The sequence below is a fragment of the Pseudomonas frederiksbergensis genome (assembly GCF_000802155.2).
GTDB lineage: Bacteria > Pseudomonadota > Gammaproteobacteria > Pseudomonadales > Pseudomonadaceae > Aquipseudomonas > Aquipseudomonas frederiksbergensis_A.
Genome location: NZ_JQGJ02000008.1, coordinates 256,681 through 272,860, shown reverse-complemented (window position 1 = coordinate 272,860; position 16,180 = coordinate 256,681). Strand labels below are relative to the sequence as shown.

Here is a 16,180-nt window from a genome sequence, read left to right as displayed (position 1 = left end):
GTCGGCGGCATGCCTGAACAGATCCGGTATATGGAGCTGCGACCCAGCCGCCCAGGCCGCAAGCCTAAATGTCATTGCGGCTGCGGGACGCCAAAGACCCACCATGGCATGACCAACGGCGTTTGCCTAACGAGTGGCTGCGAGCTGTACATCCGTCGCTGGACCAAAACCGGCAGCGCGCGTCTCAACCCAATTCAGCAGTAACCCCTCCCCCTTCAAAGTCAGCCGCTATAGCGGCAAGGACGAACTCGCATGAAAAAAATGTACTGGATCCTCCGCGCCGCTCTGTACATGCGCAGCGTCATGGGTTGGTGGAAGCCGACGGACCTGGTGTTCTGCTGGAAAACCGGCGCAATCATCTACGACAACTATGAGTACGAAGGCCGTCTCAGCGAGATCGGCGAGCCGGCCGAGGAAATGGCCGAGGAACTCAGCTGCTGGTCGGAGTGATGCCATGAGTGATCTGAGCAAGAAACCAAAAGCCAACAATGCGCCGACCTACATGTGCCTCTATCCAGGCTTGGCGGAGATCGCCCGTGCAAACGGTTACGCGTTGGCCGTTCATGGCTCGCTGGCCCGCGATATGGACCTGATTGCTGTTCCATGGACCGACAGCGCGTCAGTTCCGGAACTGGTCATCAGCGCCATTGAATCCACTTTCGGGATCCGCCGCATCGGAGATCTGACCAAGGCGCATCACGGCCGACTTGTGCAGACGATCGGAATCCAGTTCGGCGAATGCTTCATTGATCTGAGCTTTATGCCGCTGGAGGTAACGCCATGACCGATTACACCGAACTGAAGCGGCTGGCCGAGGCGGCTACCCCGCAAAAATTCGATACCGCCGAAGAGAAATCAGGAAACGGCTATATCGAATGCCCGCATTGCGGAGGGAGTGGCGAAGTCGAACTCGAGGCGGACTATTGCAACTATGACGGCGTAGCAATTGGCGTCCAGTTCTATGGCATCGGTCATGAGTTTGGGGCTGCCGAGGCCTACTACCGAGCCGCCAACCCTGCCGCCATCCGGGCCCTGATCGCCGAGAAGGAAGAGCTTATCCAGGCGCTCCAAGCCATCACCACCCAAGTCGAAGGCAACATTCGCCCAACCATCCGCGACTGCGTGAACGGGCAGAACATCGTCCAGGACATCTATGGCTACTGCGATCAGATCGAATCGATTGCAGCGGCAGCGATGAAGGAGCCACCGCCATGATCCTCCCCTGCTCTACATGGCCTGGCTCATCTACAGGGGGCCCAGGCCATGAGGAAGGTCACACGCATCGTCGATGACCCTGCAGCGAAATGGGGGTTCCGCAGGGAGCCCGCCACGTATGAGGAAGCCGAAAAGATCACGGGCTTTCGCCTGGATCGCCGCTCCAGCTTCCTGATCACCCGAGCAGGCGAAGTCGAGCAAGAAGCCCAGTGCACCGTTGAGTGCTCAGGATGCAGCTGTGACTGCTCAACCTGCAGCTATGGGTACGCCTCGCACAAAGCCGGCGGTTGCCAGGAGTGCGGCTACACCGGAAAACGCCGCATGTATTTCGGCTTTCCTCCCTCCCCGCCAAAACGCAAGAACCCTTAACCCCAATCCACCTACAGCCTGCCGGTGAACGGCGGGCGAGGAATTCTATCGCCATGAATACCGATAGGAACCAGCGGCGCCTGCTGGAAAAGCAAAACGCCAAGTTGCCGCCATACCTCCAGCGGGTGCCCCCGGAACAGTGGCCCGGCTTCAAGCCGCCTGACCTGATCGAGGTCTGGCGATCCCGTAATTTCCTCGTTCAGATCTACGCGGAGCCGGCCGGCTACCAGCGGATGAGTATTTGCCGGTCGATTCACAACGGCGACAGCTGGGCGGATAAGGTCACCTGGGACGAATTGATGCGGCTCAAGCGCGAGTGCGGCCGCGGTGATGTAGATGCGGTTGAAATTTTCCCCGCAGACCAGGACATCGTGAACGTCGCGAACATGCGGCACTTGTTCTTCCCGCCTGAGCCGCTGCCCTTCAAGTGGTCAGCAGGCCGATAACTCTCACCATCTTCTGCCGCCACGCGCGGCATGGAGCACACACATGTTTTTGACCGCTGAAGAAGTGGCCGATCTCACCGGCTACACGAAGCCCGGAGCCCAAATCAAATGGCTGCAGGCCGAAAAGTACGGGTTCGCCATCGATGGATATGGCAAGCCGAAGGTGCTGCGCCAGGTTGTCATCGGCCGCCTGGGTGGTATTCAATCGAAAAAAGGCCCGGAACTCCGGTTGGCTTAAGGAAGACAGACAATGCGCCCTCGCAAGAAAGACCGGCACCTGCCGGCGTGCATGTACCAGAAGCACGGGGCTTATTACCTGGTGCGCAAAGGCAAGTGGGTTCGGCTGGGCACGGACTTTCAGGACTCGCTTGTCGCGTACGCCAAGGCCATCGACAAGGGTAATCAGGGCGGAATGGGACGGCTGATCGACGACGCGCTGGCGTACATGGCCCCAAAACTGTCGCCCAACACAGTCAAGCAATACGAAGCTGCAGCCGTCAGGCTTAAGGAAGCGTTGGCCGACTTCGAGCCGCGCGATGTTCTGCCGCGGCACGTCGCCGCACTAAAAATGCACATGGCTAACACGCCGAACATGTCGAACCGGGTTATCTCGTTTTTGAGGATGGTCTTTGCATACGCCTTGGAAAACCAGATGGTGGACTCGAATCCATGCACAGGCATCCGGCGGCACGTAGAGAAAAGGCGCGATCGGTACATCACCGATGCTGAGTTCGCGAAGATCTGCGAGAAGGCGAGCCCGAACATGCGGGTCATCTATGAGATGTGCTACCTGACCGGCCAACGGATCAGCGACGTGCTGTCCATCCACCTTTCAGATATCAGTGAGGAGGGTATTGCGTTCAAACAGCAGAAGACCGGCGCGCGGCTCATCGTTCGGATGAGCCCGGACCTTGAAGCATTGGTGTCGCGCATCAAGGCGCTGCCCCGAACAATACGAGGGATGACGCTTTTCTGTTCTCCTCGAGGAGGAAAGCCAGTCCATTACAGCTCAGTGAAAGACGCTTTCAAGCGCAACTGCAAGGCGGCTGGGGTTGTCGGCGCAACGCTGCACGACCTCAGGGCGAAATCGCTCACCGACACCGACAAGCAAGGCAACAACGCCCAAAAGCTTGGTGGCCACACTGACCCGAAGATGACGGCGCGCTACCTGCGACTGCGTGAAATCGACATCGCCGAGCCACCAACAATGCCGAAAAAATCCCTGTAGTATTAGACAATTGCCCCGTGTCAAATAGACAAGCAGAGTCAAAGCCTTTGAATACCGACGTTTCCAGCCACACCCCAATGATGCAGCAATACTGGCGCTTGAAGAACCAGCACCCCGATCAGCTGATGTTCTACCGCATGGGCGACTTCTACGAAATCTTCTACGAGGACGCGAAGAAAGCCGCCAAACTGCTGGACATCACCCTGACGGCGCGTGGGCAATCGGCGGGCATGGCGATTCCGATGTGTGGGATTCCTTACCACGCGGCGGAAGGTTATCTGGCGAAGCTGGTCAAGCTGGGCGAGTCCGTGGTGATCTGCGAGCAAGTCGGCGACCCGGCCACCAGCAAAGGCCCGGTAGAACGCCAAGTGGTGCGCATCATCACACCGGGTACCGTCAGTGACGAAGCCTTGCTGGATGAACGCAGGGACAACCTGATCGCCGCGGTCCTGGGCGACGAACGCCTGTTTGGCCTGGCCGTGCTGGACATCACCAGCGGTAATTTCTCGGTTTTGGAAATCAAGGGCTGGGAAAACCTGCTGGCGGAGCTGGAGCGGGTCAATCCGGTAGAGCTGTTGATTCCCGATGACTGGCCCAAGGACCTGCCTGCGGAGAAACGCCGTGGCGTACGTCGTCGGGCACCGTGGGATTTCGAGCGCGACTCGGCGCTGAAAAGTCTCTGCCAGCAGTTCGCGACACAAGACCTAAAGGGCTTTGGTTGCGAGAACCTGACTCTGGCCATCGGCGCGGCCGGTTGCCTGCTGGCCTACGCCAAGGAAACCCAGCGCACCGCCCTGCCCCATTTGCGCAGCCTGCGTCACGAACGCCTGGATGACACGGTGGTGCTGGACGGCGCGAGCCGGCGCAACCTGGAGCTGGACACCAACCTGGCCGGCGGTCGCGACAACACCTTGCAATCGGTGGTCGATCGCTGCCAGACCGCCATGGGCAGCCGCCTGCTGACCCGCTGGTTGAACCGCCCGCTTCGGGACCTGACGGTACTGACAGCGCGCCAATCATCCATTACCTGCCTGCTGGATCGTTATCGCTTCGAACAATTGCAACCGCAACTCAAGGAAATCGGCGACATCGAGCGGATCCTCGCACGTATCGGCCTGCGCAACGCCCGTCCCCGTGACCTGGCGCGCCTGCGCGATGCCCTCGGCGCGTTGCCTGAATTGCAGGTGGCAATGACCGACCTCGAAGCACCGCACCTGCAGCAACTGGCGCGCACCACCAGCACCTACCCGGACCTGGCCGCGCTGCTGGAAAAAGCGATCATCGACAATCCGCCGGCAGTGATCCGTGACGGTGGCGTGTTGAAAACCGGCTACGACGCCGAGCTCGACGAACTGCAATCGCTGAGCGAGAACGCTGGCCAGTTCCTGATCGACCTCGAAGCCCGGGAAAAAGCCCGCACCGGCCTGGCCAACCTCAAGGTCGGCTACAACCGCATCCACGGCTACTTCATCGAACTGCCGAGCAAGCAGGCCGAGCAAGCCCCGGCCGATTACATTCGCCGCCAGACCCTCAAGGGTGCCGAGCGTTTCATCACTCCGGAGCTCAAGGCGTTCGAAGACAAGGCGCTGTCCGCCAAGAGCCGCGCCCTGGCCCGGGAGAAGATGCTCTACGAAGCGCTGCTCGAAGACTTGATCAGCCAGCTCCCGCCGTTGCAGGATACCGCCGCCGCCCTGGCGGAACTGGACGTGCTGAGCAACCTGGCCGAACGCGCCCTGAACCTGGACCTCAACTGCCCGCGCTTCGTCAGCGAGCCGTGCATGCGCATCAGCCAGGGTCGCCACCCGGTGGTCGAGCAAGTCCTGACCACGCCGTTCGTGGCCAACGACCTGAGCCTGGACGACAACACCCGCATGCTGGTGATCACCGGTCCGAACATGGGCGGTAAATCCACCTACATGCGTCAGACCGCGTTGATCGTGCTGCTGGCCCATATCGGCAGCTTTGTCCCGGCGGCCAGCTGCGAATTGTCCCTGGTGGACCGCATTTTCACCCGGATCGGCTCCAGCGACGACCTGGCCGGCGGGCGTTCGACGTTCATGGTGGAAATGAGCGAAACCGCGAACATCCTGCACAACGCCACCGAACGCAGCCTGGTGCTGATGGACGAGGTCGGCCGCGGCACCAGCACCTTCGACGGCTTGTCCCTGGCTTGGGCTGCGGCAGAACGTCTCGCCCAGTTGCGGGCCTACACGCTGTTCGCCACGCACTACTTCGAATTGACTGTGCTGCCGGAAAGCCAGCCGCTGGTGGCCAACGTCCACCTCAACGCCACTGAGCACAACGAACGCATCGTCTTCCTCCACCACGTGCTGCCCGGCCCTGCCAGCCAGAGCTATGGCCTGGCGGTGGCCCAGCTGGCCGGGGTTCCGAGCGATGTCATCAGCCGCGCCCGCGAGCACCTGAGCCGCCTGGAAACCACCAGCCTGCCCCACGAAGCACCGCGCCCGACCAAAGGCAAACCGGCTGCGCCGCAGCAAAGCGACCTGTTCGCCAGCCTGCCGCATCCGGTGCTCGATGAACTGGCCAAGCTCGATCTGGATGACCTGACGCCCCGTCGGGCGCTGGATTTACTCTATACATTGAAGACACGGATCTAACGCACAGGCTTTCAAGCTGTTAGAATCTCGCGCGGTTTGGGATGCTGCTGCCTATTAGCCTGGGTTTGCAGATTATCGCTCCCGAACCCCGCGACCCCCACCGTGAAGGGGCTTCGCCGCAGCCGCCTGAGGAGAGAATTAGAAATGACCTTCGTCGTCACCGACAACTGCATCAAGTGCAAGTACACCGACTGCGTAGAAGTGTGTCCGGTGGACTGCTTTTACGAAGGCCCGAATTTCCTGGTCATTCACCCGGACGAGTGCATCGACTGCGCCCTGTGTGAACCGGAATGCCCGGCGAATGCCATTTTCTCGGAAGACGAAGTGCCAGCCGGCATGGAGAACTTCATCGAGCTGAACGCTGAACTGGCGGACATCTGGCCGAACATTACCGAGAAGAAAGATGCGCTGCCGGACGCTGAAGAGTGGGATGGCAAGCCAGGCAAGATTGCAGACCTCGAGCGCTGATCTTCCCTGCGTCACCAAAAGGCCCCTTGCGGGCCTTTTTGCTGCCTGGAACCAAATCACAGGCAAAAAAAGGGGCGGTTTGACCCGCCCACATTTTTTCCCTAATCCCTTTAATCCTTTTCATCGTCCTGATGAATCGCGTCCTGCGATGTCCTTCCGTTCCCATCGTCCTTGACGGGTGTGTCTGTCCGTCGACACAGGGTTGATATTAGTGTTTTCTCAATCCAGCGCAATGGGGCCAAGGCGAGTGCCGAGCTCTGTAACGGTCTATTCATAAAGAGTAAATTCCTTCAATAACAACGTGTTGAACATTCTTCGACGTCTTTATGAGTCAACTGTCCCATTAAAGGAAACCCGAAAGCTTACGTAACACTAGGCAAAGGCTTACAAACTGAAACTACAAAAAGGGCAGCACCGAAAGATCACAATCCAGAAAAGCAAAAGCCCCGAACCAGTCGGGGCTTTCTCTGCTGCGCTTGTTGAGCGTTATTGAAACAGCGACTCACTCGACAAGCCGTTCTTCTCCAGGATCTCCCGCAGACGCTTGAGGCCTTCAACCTGGATCTGCCTAACCCGTTCACGGGTCAAACCAATCTCCAGGCCCACATCTTCCAGCGTGCTGCTTTCATGCCCGCGCAAGCCGAAGCGGCGAATCACCACTTCCCGTTGCTTGTCGGTCAGTTCCGAGAGCCATTGGTCGATGCTTTGGGACAGGTCATCGTCCTGCAGCAATTCGCACGGGTCGGTAGGTCGATCGTCCGTGAGGGTATCGAGCAACGTCTTGTCCGAGTCCGGACCCAGGGAAACGTCCACCGAGGAAACCCGCTCGTTGAGCCCAAGCATGCGCTTGACCTCGCCCACCGGTTTTTCCAGCAGGTTGGCGATTTCTTCAGGCGAAGGCTCATGGTCGAGTTTCTGGGTCAACTCACGGGCAGCCCGCAAGTAGACGTTCAGCTCCTTGACCACATGAATCGGCAGCCGGATGGTCCGGGTCTGATTCATGATTGCCCGTTCGATGGTCTGGCGGATCCACCAGGTCGCATAGGTCGAGAAACGGAAACCGCGCTCGGGGTCGAATTTCTCGACAGCGCGAATCAGGCCCAGGTTGCCCTCTTCGATCAGGTCCAGCAGCGAAAGCCCACGATTGACGTAACGTCGGGCGATTTTCACCACCAGGCGCAGGTTGCTTTCAATCATGCGTTTTCGACCAGCCGGGTCGCCACTTTGCGATAGGCGCGCAAAATGAACTTCTTCCTCGGGGGAGAGCAGCGGCGAGAAACCGATTTCGTTGAGGTACAGCTGAGTGGCGTCCAGCGCCCGTGTGTAGTCGATGTACTTATGTTGTTTAAGTGAAGCGGAGTGTTTGGATTTGGCACGAACGGAAGGTGGAGTCGCCCCTTCATCATTCGACATCGAATCCATAGCGATGCCGGCCTCCATAAGGAGAACCTCATCGTCGATGTCAAACTCCGGCACTTCTTTACTGAGAGCCATTGTTATAGTCCTTTGGTGAGTTCGACCTCAAGCTCGAGCGACGCCTTTATCCTTGGCAACGCTGGAGCCTGTTCCCTCTACGTGACGGAACAGGCTGACATGCAAATCAACGACGTGGCAGGAATTGCAGCGGATCTACAGGCTTACCTTGTCGGCGAATCTCAAAATGCAGTTTCACCCGGTCTGTACCCGTCGATCCCATTTCGGCAATTGTCTGCCCGACCTTGACCTGCTGCCCCTCCCGAACCAACAGCCTGCGGTTGTGACCGTAGGCACTGACGTAGGTATCGCTGTGTTTGATGATCACGAGTTCGCCGTAGCCCCTCAAACCACTCCCGGCGTACACAACCGTGCCATCAGACGCGGCAAAAACAGGCTGTCCCAAATCCCCGGCGATATCAATTCCTTTATTCAAACTACCGTTTGAAGAGAATTTTCCAATGAGAACGCCATTAGAAGGCCATCCCCAGCCAGTCGGGGCGGGGCCTGCCGGAGGCATCGGAGCGGGCGCCGGCTTGTTCGCGACGGACGGTATAGTCGCCGTGGTGGGACCGACCGGACGACGGATAACCGTGGTTTTACTCGAGGACGAAGGCGTCGAACCCGACTGCGTGACGACCGCCGTAGGCGTTGAACCGCTGCGACCGTCAAAGCGAATTGTCTGACCTGGATGGATCGTATATGGCGCAGGAATATTGTTCCGAGCCGCGAGGGCTTTGTAGTCCCAGCCGTAGCGAAAAGCGATGGAAAACAGCGTATCGCCGCGACGGACTACATACTGGCCGGTCGTTACGGTAGGCCGTTGCGGTGTCGCGTTGTTGCGATCGACCACCCGGACGTTACCCGAAGGCGTACTGGAACAACCGACCAGCAAGGTACTCAAGAGAAGGCCAGTCACCAGGCGCTTTAAGCTCGTGATACCCATACGCTGCGCAATGACTGTGAGACTCACCCGCCGCTCCCTTTGTGGTGGCTGAAGAAATTCGAAACTGCCTGTCCAGGCAGATATGTTGCCCTGTGGGTGACCGACATCCTGCTTCTATAAAGGAAGCGCAAAGGACGCTCGCACACGTTTGCTCGACGCTGTTCAACGTTATTTGGCAAACCGGCGCCCGACCGACAGGTGCTGCCGTAAGACACGGTCCGCGTCTTGGAATTCAGCACCGATCATAAATGCTCAGGCCAACGGCCCATTGAGCAACGGCACAAAACGAACCGCTCCAAGGACGTGCCGTGAAAAACCGTGTTCTTCGCGCACGATCAACATCAGTTGCTGGACCTCGCCCGCGCCGACCGGGATGACCAAGCGCCCGCCAGGCGCGAGCTGATCCAGCAAAGCCTGCGGTACATCAGTAGCAACCGCCGTGACAATGATGCCGTTGTAAGGCGCCAGCGCCGGCCAACCTTCCCAACCGTCGCCCCAGCGAAATACCACGTTGCGCAGGTTCAGTTCCACGAGGCGTTCCTTGGCGCGATCCTGCAACACCTTGATCCGCTCCACGGAAAAAACCCGCTCGACCAACTGCGACAACACCGCCGTCTGATAGCCTGACCCCGTCCCGATCTCCAGCACCTTGTCCAGCGGCCCCGCCTCGAGCAGCAACTCGCTCATGCGGGCCACCATATATGGCTGGGAAATGGTCTGGTTATGGCCGATCGGCAACGCAGTATCTTCATAGGCACGATGGGCCAGGGCCTCATCGACGAATAGATGCCTTGGCGTGCGACGTATCACTTCCAGTACCTGGGCGTTGGACAGCCCTTCCTCGTAGAGCCGCTGGATCAACCGTTCCCGGGTACGCTGGGAGGTCATGCCGATTCCACGGCGCAGCATATCGTCTTGTTCACGAGCCATCAGTGCAGCCCCTCCAGCCAGCCTTCAAGGTGTCGAAAGGCATCATTGAAGGTGCGATCGAGCTGCAACGGCGTGATCGAGACATAGCCCTGCATCACGGCATGGAAATCCGTACCCGGCCCGCCATCTTCGGCGTCGCCAGCAGCGGCGATCCAGTAGCCGGCCTTGCCGCGCGGGTCGACGACATGCATCGGCTTGGCGGCGCGGGCACGATGGCCCAGGCGAGTGAGCTGGATGCCACGGATATGATCAAGTGGCAGATTCGGGATGTTCACGTTCAGCACCGTGCGCGGTGGCAGGTCCAGTTCGCCATGGGCTTCTACCAGCTTGCGGGCAAAGTAGGCGGCGGTTGGCAAGTTGTCGACCTGCCGTGAAACAAACGAAAAGGCAAAGGACGTCTTGTTCAGGAAACGACCTTCCAAGGCTGCGGCGACCGTGCCCGAATACAGCACGTCGTCGCCCAGGTTGGCGCCCAGGTTTATACCTGAGACCACCATGTCCGGCTCGCGCTCCAGCAAGCCATTGAGGCCCAGGTGCACGCAATCGGTGGGTGTACCGTTGAGGCTGATGAAACCGTTATCCAGGTAGCAAGGGTGCAGCGGACGGTCAATCGTCAGCGAACTGCTGGCGCCGCTCTTGTCCTGGTCCGGGGCAATCACCACGCACTCGGCAAAATCCGCCAGCGCAACATATAGCGCGGCAAGACCGGGTGCTGTCACCCCGTCGTCGTTAGAGATCAGAATACGCATGGGCTGTCCGTCTGCCCTGCTGGCACCAGATCGACGAGTTCGCGCACCAAGACAGTGGCGAAACATCCGGCCGGCAGGACGAATTCCAATTGCAGAATGTCAGGCTCGGGATAATGCCACGACAACCCGCCAATGGGCAGTCGCAGGATGCGACGTTCGTGACTCATTCCCGCGTTTATCAACCAGTCGCGCAGATCCGCTTCGCCTTGGGCGACGGCCTGCTCCAACTCGAAGACCACGCCGGCGGCGGGCGAAGGTCCCTCGCCCCATTGGGGGCCGGTCGGATGCAGATCTAGAATCGCCAGGCGCGGATCGCTGCATTCGGCCTCCCCGGCCGGGAAGAAACTCCGGCTGTCGGTGAAGGCCAGCAGATCACCCACCTGGGCACGTTGCCAGGTACCGTCGGCCACCCTGGCCGCCAGCACTTTGTTGAACAGGAAGCTGCGCGCCGTGGACAGCAGGCGCGAACGCACATTGCGTTGCTCAGGCAAGGCTTTGCGGGCAGCCCACGTGCGGGCATCGACGACATTGCCACCGTCATGGCCGAAGCGCTGGGCACCAAAATAATTGGGGATCCCCTGACGGATAATCTGTTGCAGGCGTGCTTCGATCGCCGCCACGTCGCCCTTGAATTGGGTCAGGCGCAAGGTGAAGCCGTTGGCCGAATGCGCGCCGCGCTGCAGCTTGCGCTTGTGGCGGACGGTCTTGAGGATCTTCAGCGTGTCGTTCTCTGCCGCCGACAAGTCCGGATCGGCCTTGCCCGGCAATTGGACGCTGAACCACTGGCGGGTCAGGGCCTGGCGATCCTTGAGCCCGGCGTAGCTGACGGTACGCAACGGCACGCTGGCGGCCTTGGCGATTCGCCGTGCAGCCTCCTCGGTGTTCAAGCCACGTTTTTCCACCCAGATCCACAGGTGCTCACCGTCGCCGGTCAACGGGATGTCGAGCACTTCATCGACTTGGAAATCTTCAGCGCTGGCCTTGAGTACAGCGCTGCCCAACGACTCTCCATAGGCCCGCGGCCCCAACAGTTCCAGTTCGGTCATGGGCGCAGCAACAAGGCAACGGAATGGACGGCAATGCCTTCTTCGCGACCGACGAAGCCCAGCTTCTCGGTGGTGGTGGCTTTCACGTTCACTTGGTCCAGCTCAACTTGAAGATCCTCGGCGATCACTTGGCGCATCGCTTCGATGTGCGGCGCCATCTTGGGGGCCTGGGCGACAATGGTGTTATCGACATTGCCGACTTTCCAGCCCTTGGCGTGGATCAGCGAAACCACATGGCGCAGTAGCACGCGGCTGTCGGCGCCCTTGAATTGCGGGTCTGTGTCGGGGAAGTGCTTGCCGATGTCACCCAGGGCAGCCGCGCCGAGCAGTGCATCGCTCAAGGCGTGCAGCAGGACATCACCGTCAGAATGCGCGAGCAGCCCGAAGCCGTGTGCGATCCGCACGCCGCCCAGAGTAATGAAGTCGCCTTCAGCGAAACGGTGAACATCGTAGCCGTGGCCAATACGCATAAAAAAACGCCCCGATTTTTGTCAGGGCGTGATTCTACCTGCATTAGGCGTCTAGAGCGCGTGCATGATGTTGCAAGTGATCATCGATGAAGCTGGCGATGAAGAAGTAGCTGTGGTCATAGCCCGGTTGCAAGCGCAGTTCCAGCGGATGGCCGGCAGTCTTGGCCGCCTGTTGCAGGGCATCGGGCTTGAGCTGGTTGGCCAGGAAATCATCTCGATCACCTTGATCCACCAGCAGTGGCAGCCGCTCATGCGCCTCGGCAATCAGCGCACAGGCATCCCATTCCCGCCACTTCGAGCGATCTTCTCCCAGGTAACGGGAGAAAGCCTTTTGGCCCCATGGGCAATCCAGCGGATTGTTGATCGGCGAAAAGGCTGACACCGAACGGTAACGCCCCGGGTTGCGCAAGGCGCAGACCAGCGCGCCGTGGCCGCCCATGGAATGTCCGCTGATACCGCGTTTATCCGAAGCCGGGAAATGCGCTTCGACCAACGTCGGCAATTCCTGCACGACATAGTCATGCATCCGATAGTGCCGCGCCCAAGGTTCCTGCGTGGCATTCAGATAGAACCCTGCCCCGAGGCCGAAGTCCCACGCGCCGTCCGGATCGCCCGGCACATCGGCGCCACGGGGACTGGTGTCCGGCGCGACGATGATCAGGCCCAGCTCGGCGGCCATGCGCTGGGCACCGGCCTTTTGCATAAAGTTCTCGTCGGTGCAGGTCAATCCGGACAACCAATACAGCACCGGCAACTTGCCGCCCTGCTCGGCTTGCGGAGGCAGGTACACGGCAAACACCATGTCACAACCGAGCACTTCGGAACGGTGCCGGTAACGCTTATGCCAGCCGCCGAAGCTTTTCTGGCAAGAGATGTTTTCCAGACTCATAACTGACCTCAGAAATGAATGACGGTACGGATGCTCTTGCCTTCGTGCATCAGGTCGAAGGCCTTGTTGATATCTTCCAGGCCCATGGTGTGGGTGATGAAGGTATCGAGCGGGATCTCGCCCTTCTCGGCCATGTCCACGTAGCTAGGCAATTCGCTGCGACCGCGCACGCCGCCAAAGGCCGAACCGCGCCAGACGCGCCCGGTCACCAGTTGGAATGGACGGGTGGCGATTTCCTGGCCGGCACCGGCCACGCCGATGATCACCGACTCGCCCCAACCCTTGTGGCAGCATTCCAGCGCGGCACGCATCAACTGCACATTGCCGATGCACTCGAAGGAAAAGTCCACGCCGCCATCCGTCATGTCCACGATGACTTCCTGGATCGGACGGTCGAAGTCTTTCGGGTTGACGCAATCAGTGGCGCCCAGCTGCTTGGCGATTTCGAACTTGGCCGGGTTGATGTCGATGGCGATGATGCGCGCGGCCTTCGCCTTCACGGCGCCGATCACCGCCGACAGGCCGATGCCGCCCAGGCCGAAGATCGCCACGGTGTCACCCGGCTTGACCTTGGCGGTGTTAAGCACCGCACCGATGCCGGTGGTGACGCCACAGCCCAGCAGGCAGACTTTTTCCAGCGGCGCTTCTTTTTGAATCTTCGCGACGGAAATCTCCGGCAGCACGGTGTATTCGGAGAATGTCGAGGTGCCCATGTAGTGGAAAATCGTCTCGCCCTTGTAGGAAAAGCGCGAAGTGCCGTCTGGCATCAGGCCTTTACCCTGGGTGGCGCGAATCGCCTGGCAGAGGTTGGTCTTGCCCGACTTACAGAATTTGCACTGTCCGCATTCCGGCGTGTACAGCGGGATCACATGGTCACCCACGGCCACCGAGGTCACGCCTTCACCAATGGCTTCGACAATGGCGCCGCCTTCATGGCCCAGGATCGACGGGAAGATCCCTTCCGGGTCGGCGCCCGACAGGGTGTAGGCGTCGGTGTGGCAGACACCGGAGGCCACCACGCGCAACAGCACTTCGCCCGCCTTGGGCATGGCCACGTCGACTTCAACGATTTCCAGGGGTTTCTTGGCCTCGAAGGCAACGGCAGCGCGCGACTTGATCATCCGGATTCTCCAGCAAATAAATACAAGACTGGGAGTGTAATCCTCCGCTGGAAAATGAATAATCCAGGCAAAAGCAAAACATTATTGCTGCATAGGGATAATCGACTCATGTCTGATAACCGCTGGGAAGGCATCGACGAGTTTGTTGCCGTGGCCGAATGCAGCCAATTTACTGCTGCCGCCGAACGTCTTGGGGTGTCGTCTTCCCATATCAGTCGACAAATCGTACGGCTTGAAGAGCGTCTGCAGACACGCTTGCTGTACCGCAGCACCCGCCGGGTGACCCTGACTGAAGCCGGACAAACCTTTTTGCAGCATTGCCAGCGCCTGCAGGACGGACGCGAGGAAGCACTGCGGGCCGTTGGCGACTTGACCAGCGAACCCAAGGGCATGCTGCGCATGACCTGCGCGGTGGCTTATGGTGAACGATTTATCGTGCCGTTGGTGACCCGCTTCATGGGCCTCTACCCGCAATTGCGGGTGGACATCGAACTGAGCAATCGCCCGCTGGACCTGGTGCATGAAGGCCTGGACCTGGCGATTCGCCTGGGCCGGTTGCAGGACTCGCGCCTGGTCGCCACGCGCCTGGCACCAAGGCGCATGTATTTGTGCGCTTCACCCTCTTACCTGGAACGCTACGGCCGGCCCCACAGCGTGTCGGAACTGAGCCGCCACAACTGCCTGATCGGCAGCTCCGACATGTGGCAACTGGAGCAGAACGGGCGGGAGTTTTCCCAGCGAGTACAGGGAAACTGGCGCTGCAACAGTGGGCAAGCGGTGCTCGATGCGGCGCTGCAAGGGGTGGGTTTGTGCCAACTGCCGGACTATTACGTGCTCGGGCATTTGCACAGCGGTGCGTTGATTTCGCTACTGGAAGCTCATCAGCCACCGAATACGGCGGTGTGGGCGCTGTATCCGCAGCAGCGGCATCTGTCACCAAAGGTGCGCAAGCTGGTGGATTATTTGAAGGAAGGGTTGGCTGAGCGGCCGGAGTATCGGGGGTAACGGAGGGGTCTTGTTGCCTGGGATGACGCCATCGCGAGCTGGCTCGCGATTAGCGCCACCCCAGACGATGAAAATCCACCGAGGGAACAGATCCGGCTCAACGCCGATTCGCCCACCGCTGGCGCAACCATTCCAGGTCTTCCGGCCGGGTGACCTTGATGTTGTCCGCCCGCCCTTCGATCAGCCGAGGCGCCTGCCCCGCCCATTCCATGGCGGACGCTTCGTCGGTAATCAGCGCATCCGCCACCAGGCTGTCGGCCAGGGCCCGATGCAAGGCGCCGAGACGGAACATCTGCGGTGTATAGGCTTGCCAGATCACGCTGCGATCAACGGTCTCCAGTACACGACCGTGCTTGTCGGCGCGCTTGAGGGTGTCACGCGCGGGGACAGCCAACAGGCCGCCGACCGCATCGTTCGCCAACTCATGGAGCAGGTTATCGAGATCGTCCCGGGCCAGGTTCGGCCGGGCGGCGTCGTGCACCAGCACCCAATCGAAATCATCGGCGCCCTGCTCGTGAAGGTGCAGCAACGCATTGAGCACCGAATCCGAACGTTGTTCGCCACCGTCAACGCGCTGGATGCGCGTGTCGTTGGCGCAGGCCAGGGTCGGCCAATAGGGATCGTCGGGTGCAACGCTGACCACCACGCCCTTGACGGTCGGGTGATCGAGGAAACAGCCAAGGCTGTGTTCGAGAATTGTGCGTGCGCCCAGTTGCAGGTATTGCTTGGGGCGGTCGGCAGCCATACGGGCACCAACGCCCGCGGCAGGAATGACGGCCCAGAAGGCCGGTAGACGAATGCTCATTGGGCCAACTGGTAGAGGGTTTCGCCCTCCTTGACCATGCCCAACTCATGGCGAGCCCGCTCTTCGACGGTCTCCATGCCTTTCTTCAGTTCCATCACTTCGGCGTCCATCACTCGATTACGCTCCAGCAATGCCTCGTTTTCGGCGTGCTGGTCGGCAATTTGCTGAGTCAGCTCGGCCACTTGCGCCAGGCTGCCATTGCCCACCCACAGGCGGTACTGCAGGCCGGCCAGCAACAAGAGCAAGACGAGAAACAACCAATTGGGACTGCGCATCGAATATCAGGTATCCAGTGAAAAAAGACCGCCATGCCAAACTTTGAAGCGTCTGATAGCACGAAGCCTGGAAAACCCAGGCTTGTGCTTGATAAGGCATCAGATTAGAGGCAAAACCACCATGTTG

General features: G+C 59.9%; 19 protein-coding genes and 1 pseudogene. 10 read left to right on the top strand and 10 right to left on the bottom strand.

Translation table 11 applies throughout. The annotated features are described in order from the left end of the window. The 9 genes and pseudogenes from JZ00_RS31525 to fdxA form a co-directional block, all read left to right on the top strand. Positions 1–204, top strand: a pseudogene (locus tag JZ00_RS31525) (hypothetical protein); the annotation flags it as partial. A 48-nt stretch (positions 205–252) separates the two neighbouring features. Then, a complete protein-coding gene (locus tag JZ00_RS17400) occupies positions 253–450 on the top strand; it encodes a hypothetical protein (protein WP_039591952.1) in 198 nt (65 codons plus the stop codon). A 4-nt stretch (positions 451–454) separates the two neighbouring features. After that, entirely contained in the window at positions 455–784 is a 330-nt protein-coding gene (locus JZ00_RS17395) for a hypothetical protein (RefSeq protein WP_039591954.1), read from the top strand. Next, a complete protein-coding gene (locus tag JZ00_RS17390; protein WP_039591955.1) occupies positions 781–1,215 on the top strand; it encodes a hypothetical protein in 435 nt (144 codons plus the stop codon). The genes JZ00_RS17395 and JZ00_RS17390 overlap by 4 nt, the downstream gene beginning before the upstream one ends. 422 nt (positions 1,216–1,637) lie before the next feature. Beyond that, positions 1,638–2,030, top strand: coding sequence for a DUF7694 domain-containing protein (locus JZ00_RS17385; RefSeq protein ID WP_039591956.1), 393 nt, complete (start codon positions 1,638–1,640; stop codon positions 2,028–2,030). A gap of 43 nt (positions 2,031–2,073) precedes the next feature. Continuing rightward, entirely contained in the window at positions 2,074–2,268 is a 195-nt protein-coding gene (locus JZ00_RS17380) for a DUF4224 domain-containing protein (RefSeq protein WP_039591957.1), read from the top strand. A gap of 12 nt (positions 2,269–2,280) precedes the next feature. Further along, complete coding sequence (locus JZ00_RS17375) at positions 2,281–3,258, top strand: tyrosine-type recombinase/integrase (RefSeq protein ID WP_039591958.1); 978 nt, start codon at positions 2,281–2,283, stop codon at positions 3,256–3,258. 77 nt (positions 3,259–3,335) lie between these two features. Then, a complete protein-coding gene (mutS, locus tag JZ00_RS17370) occupies positions 3,336–5,876 on the top strand; it encodes a DNA mismatch repair protein MutS (RefSeq protein ID WP_152668446.1) in 2,541 nt (846 codons plus the stop codon). Positions 5,877–6,020: 144 nt separating this feature from the next. After that, entirely contained in the window at positions 6,021–6,344 is a 324-nt protein-coding gene (gene fdxA, locus JZ00_RS17365; protein ID WP_003184854.1) for a ferredoxin FdxA, read from the top strand. 486 nt (positions 6,345–6,830) lie between these two features. On the opposite strand, the gene rpoS is transcribed toward fdxA, so the two are convergent. The 8 genes from rpoS to JZ00_RS17325 form a co-directional block, all read right to left on the bottom strand. Then, on the bottom strand, positions 6,831–7,838 hold the full coding sequence (gene rpoS, locus JZ00_RS17360) for an RNA polymerase sigma factor RpoS (RefSeq protein ID WP_003184855.1): 1,008 nt from the start codon (positions 7,836–7,838) through the stop codon (positions 6,831–6,833). 106 nt (positions 7,839–7,944) lie between these two features. Then, positions 7,945–8,790: a peptidoglycan DD-metalloendopeptidase family protein gene (locus JZ00_RS17355; RefSeq protein WP_039591960.1), complete on the bottom strand. Its 846-nt coding sequence runs from the start codon at positions 8,788–8,790 to the stop codon at positions 7,945–7,947. A 225-nt stretch (positions 8,791–9,015) separates the two neighbouring features. Continuing rightward, complete coding sequence (locus JZ00_RS17350; RefSeq protein WP_161796107.1) at positions 9,016–9,651, bottom strand: protein-L-isoaspartate(D-aspartate) O-methyltransferase; 636 nt, start codon at positions 9,649–9,651, stop codon at positions 9,016–9,018. 41 nt (positions 9,652–9,692) lie between these two features. After that, entirely contained in the window at positions 9,693–10,442 is a 750-nt protein-coding gene (gene surE, locus JZ00_RS17345) for a 5'/3'-nucleotidase SurE (RefSeq protein ID WP_039591962.1), read from the bottom strand. Continuing rightward, complete coding sequence (truD, locus tag JZ00_RS17340) at positions 10,430–11,488, bottom strand: tRNA pseudouridine(13) synthase TruD (protein ID WP_039591963.1); 1,059 nt, start codon at positions 11,486–11,488, stop codon at positions 10,430–10,432. Before truD ends, surE begins: the two co-directional genes overlap by 13 nt. Continuing rightward, positions 11,485–11,958: a 2-C-methyl-D-erythritol 2,4-cyclodiphosphate synthase gene (ispF, locus tag JZ00_RS17335; RefSeq protein WP_039591964.1), complete on the bottom strand. Its 474-nt coding sequence runs from the start codon at positions 11,956–11,958 to the stop codon at positions 11,485–11,487. Before ispF ends, truD begins: the two co-directional genes overlap by 4 nt. Before the next feature lie 43 nt (positions 11,959–12,001). Then, positions 12,002–12,847, bottom strand: a complete 846-nt coding sequence (gene fghA, locus JZ00_RS17330; RefSeq protein WP_039591965.1) for an S-formylglutathione hydrolase — start codon at positions 12,845–12,847, stop codon at positions 12,002–12,004. Between the two features lie 8 nt (positions 12,848–12,855). Next, positions 12,856–13,968 (bottom strand): S-(hydroxymethyl)glutathione dehydrogenase/class III alcohol dehydrogenase, encoded by a 1,113-nt coding sequence (locus JZ00_RS17325; protein WP_039591966.1) that lies wholly within the window; start codon positions 13,966–13,968, stop codon positions 12,856–12,858. A gap of 108 nt (positions 13,969–14,076) precedes the next feature. Here JZ00_RS17325 and JZ00_RS17320 point away from each other — a divergent pair, with 108 nt between their 5' ends. Then, positions 14,077–14,973 (top strand): LysR substrate-binding domain-containing protein, encoded by an 897-nt coding sequence (locus tag JZ00_RS17320; protein ID WP_039591967.1) that lies wholly within the window; start codon positions 14,077–14,079, stop codon positions 14,971–14,973. 97 nt (positions 14,974–15,070) lie between these two features. Here the strand turns inward: JZ00_RS17320 and ispD are convergent, their stop codons facing one another. Further along, positions 15,071–15,778 (bottom strand): 2-C-methyl-D-erythritol 4-phosphate cytidylyltransferase, encoded by a 708-nt coding sequence (gene ispD, locus JZ00_RS17315; protein WP_039591968.1) that lies wholly within the window; start codon positions 15,776–15,778, stop codon positions 15,071–15,073. Further along, on the bottom strand, positions 15,775–16,053 hold the full coding sequence (ftsB, locus tag JZ00_RS17310) for a cell division protein FtsB (protein ID WP_030139474.1): 279 nt from the start codon (positions 16,051–16,053) through the stop codon (positions 15,775–15,777). Before ftsB ends, ispD begins: the two co-directional genes overlap by 4 nt. Between the last annotated feature and the right edge of the window lie 127 nt (positions 16,054–16,180).

Excerpts from the sequence above, each read along its gene's own strand:
- JZ00_RS17400 (WP_039591952.1), top strand. The coding sequence starts at position 253 with ATGAAAAAAATGTACTGGATCCTCCGCGCCGCTCTGTACATGCGCAGC.
- JZ00_RS17395 (WP_039591954.1), top strand. The coding sequence starts at position 455 with ATGAGTGATCTGAGCAAGAAACCAAAAGCCAACAATGCGCCGACCTAC.
- JZ00_RS17390 (WP_039591955.1), top strand. The coding sequence starts at position 781 with ATGACCGATTACACCGAACTGAAGCGGCTGGCCGAGGCGGCTACCCCG.
- JZ00_RS17385 (WP_039591956.1), top strand. The coding sequence starts at position 1,638 with ATGAATACCGATAGGAACCAGCGGCGCCTGCTGGAAAAGCAAAACGCC.
- JZ00_RS17380 (WP_039591957.1), top strand. The coding sequence starts at position 2,074 with ATGTTTTTGACCGCTGAAGAAGTGGCCGATCTCACCGGCTACACGAAG.
- JZ00_RS17375 (WP_039591958.1), top strand. The coding sequence starts at position 2,281 with ATGCGCCCTCGCAAGAAAGACCGGCACCTGCCGGCGTGCATGTACCAG.
- mutS (WP_152668446.1), top strand. The coding sequence starts at position 3,336 with ATGATGCAGCAATACTGGCGCTTGAAGAACCAGCACCCCGATCAGCTG.
- fdxA (WP_003184854.1), top strand. The coding sequence starts at position 6,021 with ATGACCTTCGTCGTCACCGACAACTGCATCAAGTGCAAGTACACCGAC.
- rpoS (WP_003184855.1), bottom strand. The coding sequence starts at position 7,838 with ATGGCTCTCAGTAAAGAAGTGCCGGAGTTTGACATCGACGATGAGGTT.
- JZ00_RS17350 (WP_161796107.1), bottom strand. The coding sequence starts at position 9,651 with ATGACCTCCCAGCGTACCCGGGAACGGTTGATCCAGCGGCTCTACGAG.
- surE (WP_039591962.1), bottom strand. The coding sequence starts at position 10,442 with ATGCGTATTCTGATCTCTAACGACGACGGGGTGACAGCACCCGGTCTT.
- truD (WP_039591963.1), bottom strand. The coding sequence starts at position 11,488 with ATGACCGAACTGGAACTGTTGGGGCCGCGGGCCTATGGAGAGTCGTTG.
- ispF (WP_039591964.1), bottom strand. The coding sequence starts at position 11,958 with ATGCGTATTGGCCACGGCTACGATGTTCACCGTTTCGCTGAAGGCGAC.
- fghA (WP_039591965.1), bottom strand. The coding sequence starts at position 12,847 with ATGAGTCTGGAAAACATCTCTTGCCAGAAAAGCTTCGGCGGCTGGCAT.
- JZ00_RS17325 (WP_039591966.1), bottom strand. The coding sequence starts at position 13,968 with ATGATCAAGTCGCGCGCTGCCGTTGCCTTCGAGGCCAAGAAACCCCTG.
- JZ00_RS17320 (WP_039591967.1), top strand. The coding sequence starts at position 14,077 with ATGTCTGATAACCGCTGGGAAGGCATCGACGAGTTTGTTGCCGTGGCC.
- ispD (WP_039591968.1), bottom strand. The coding sequence starts at position 15,778 with ATGAGCATTCGTCTACCGGCCTTCTGGGCCGTCATTCCTGCCGCGGGC.
- ftsB (WP_030139474.1), bottom strand. The coding sequence starts at position 16,053 with ATGCGCAGTCCCAATTGGTTGTTTCTCGTCTTGCTCTTGTTGCTGGCC.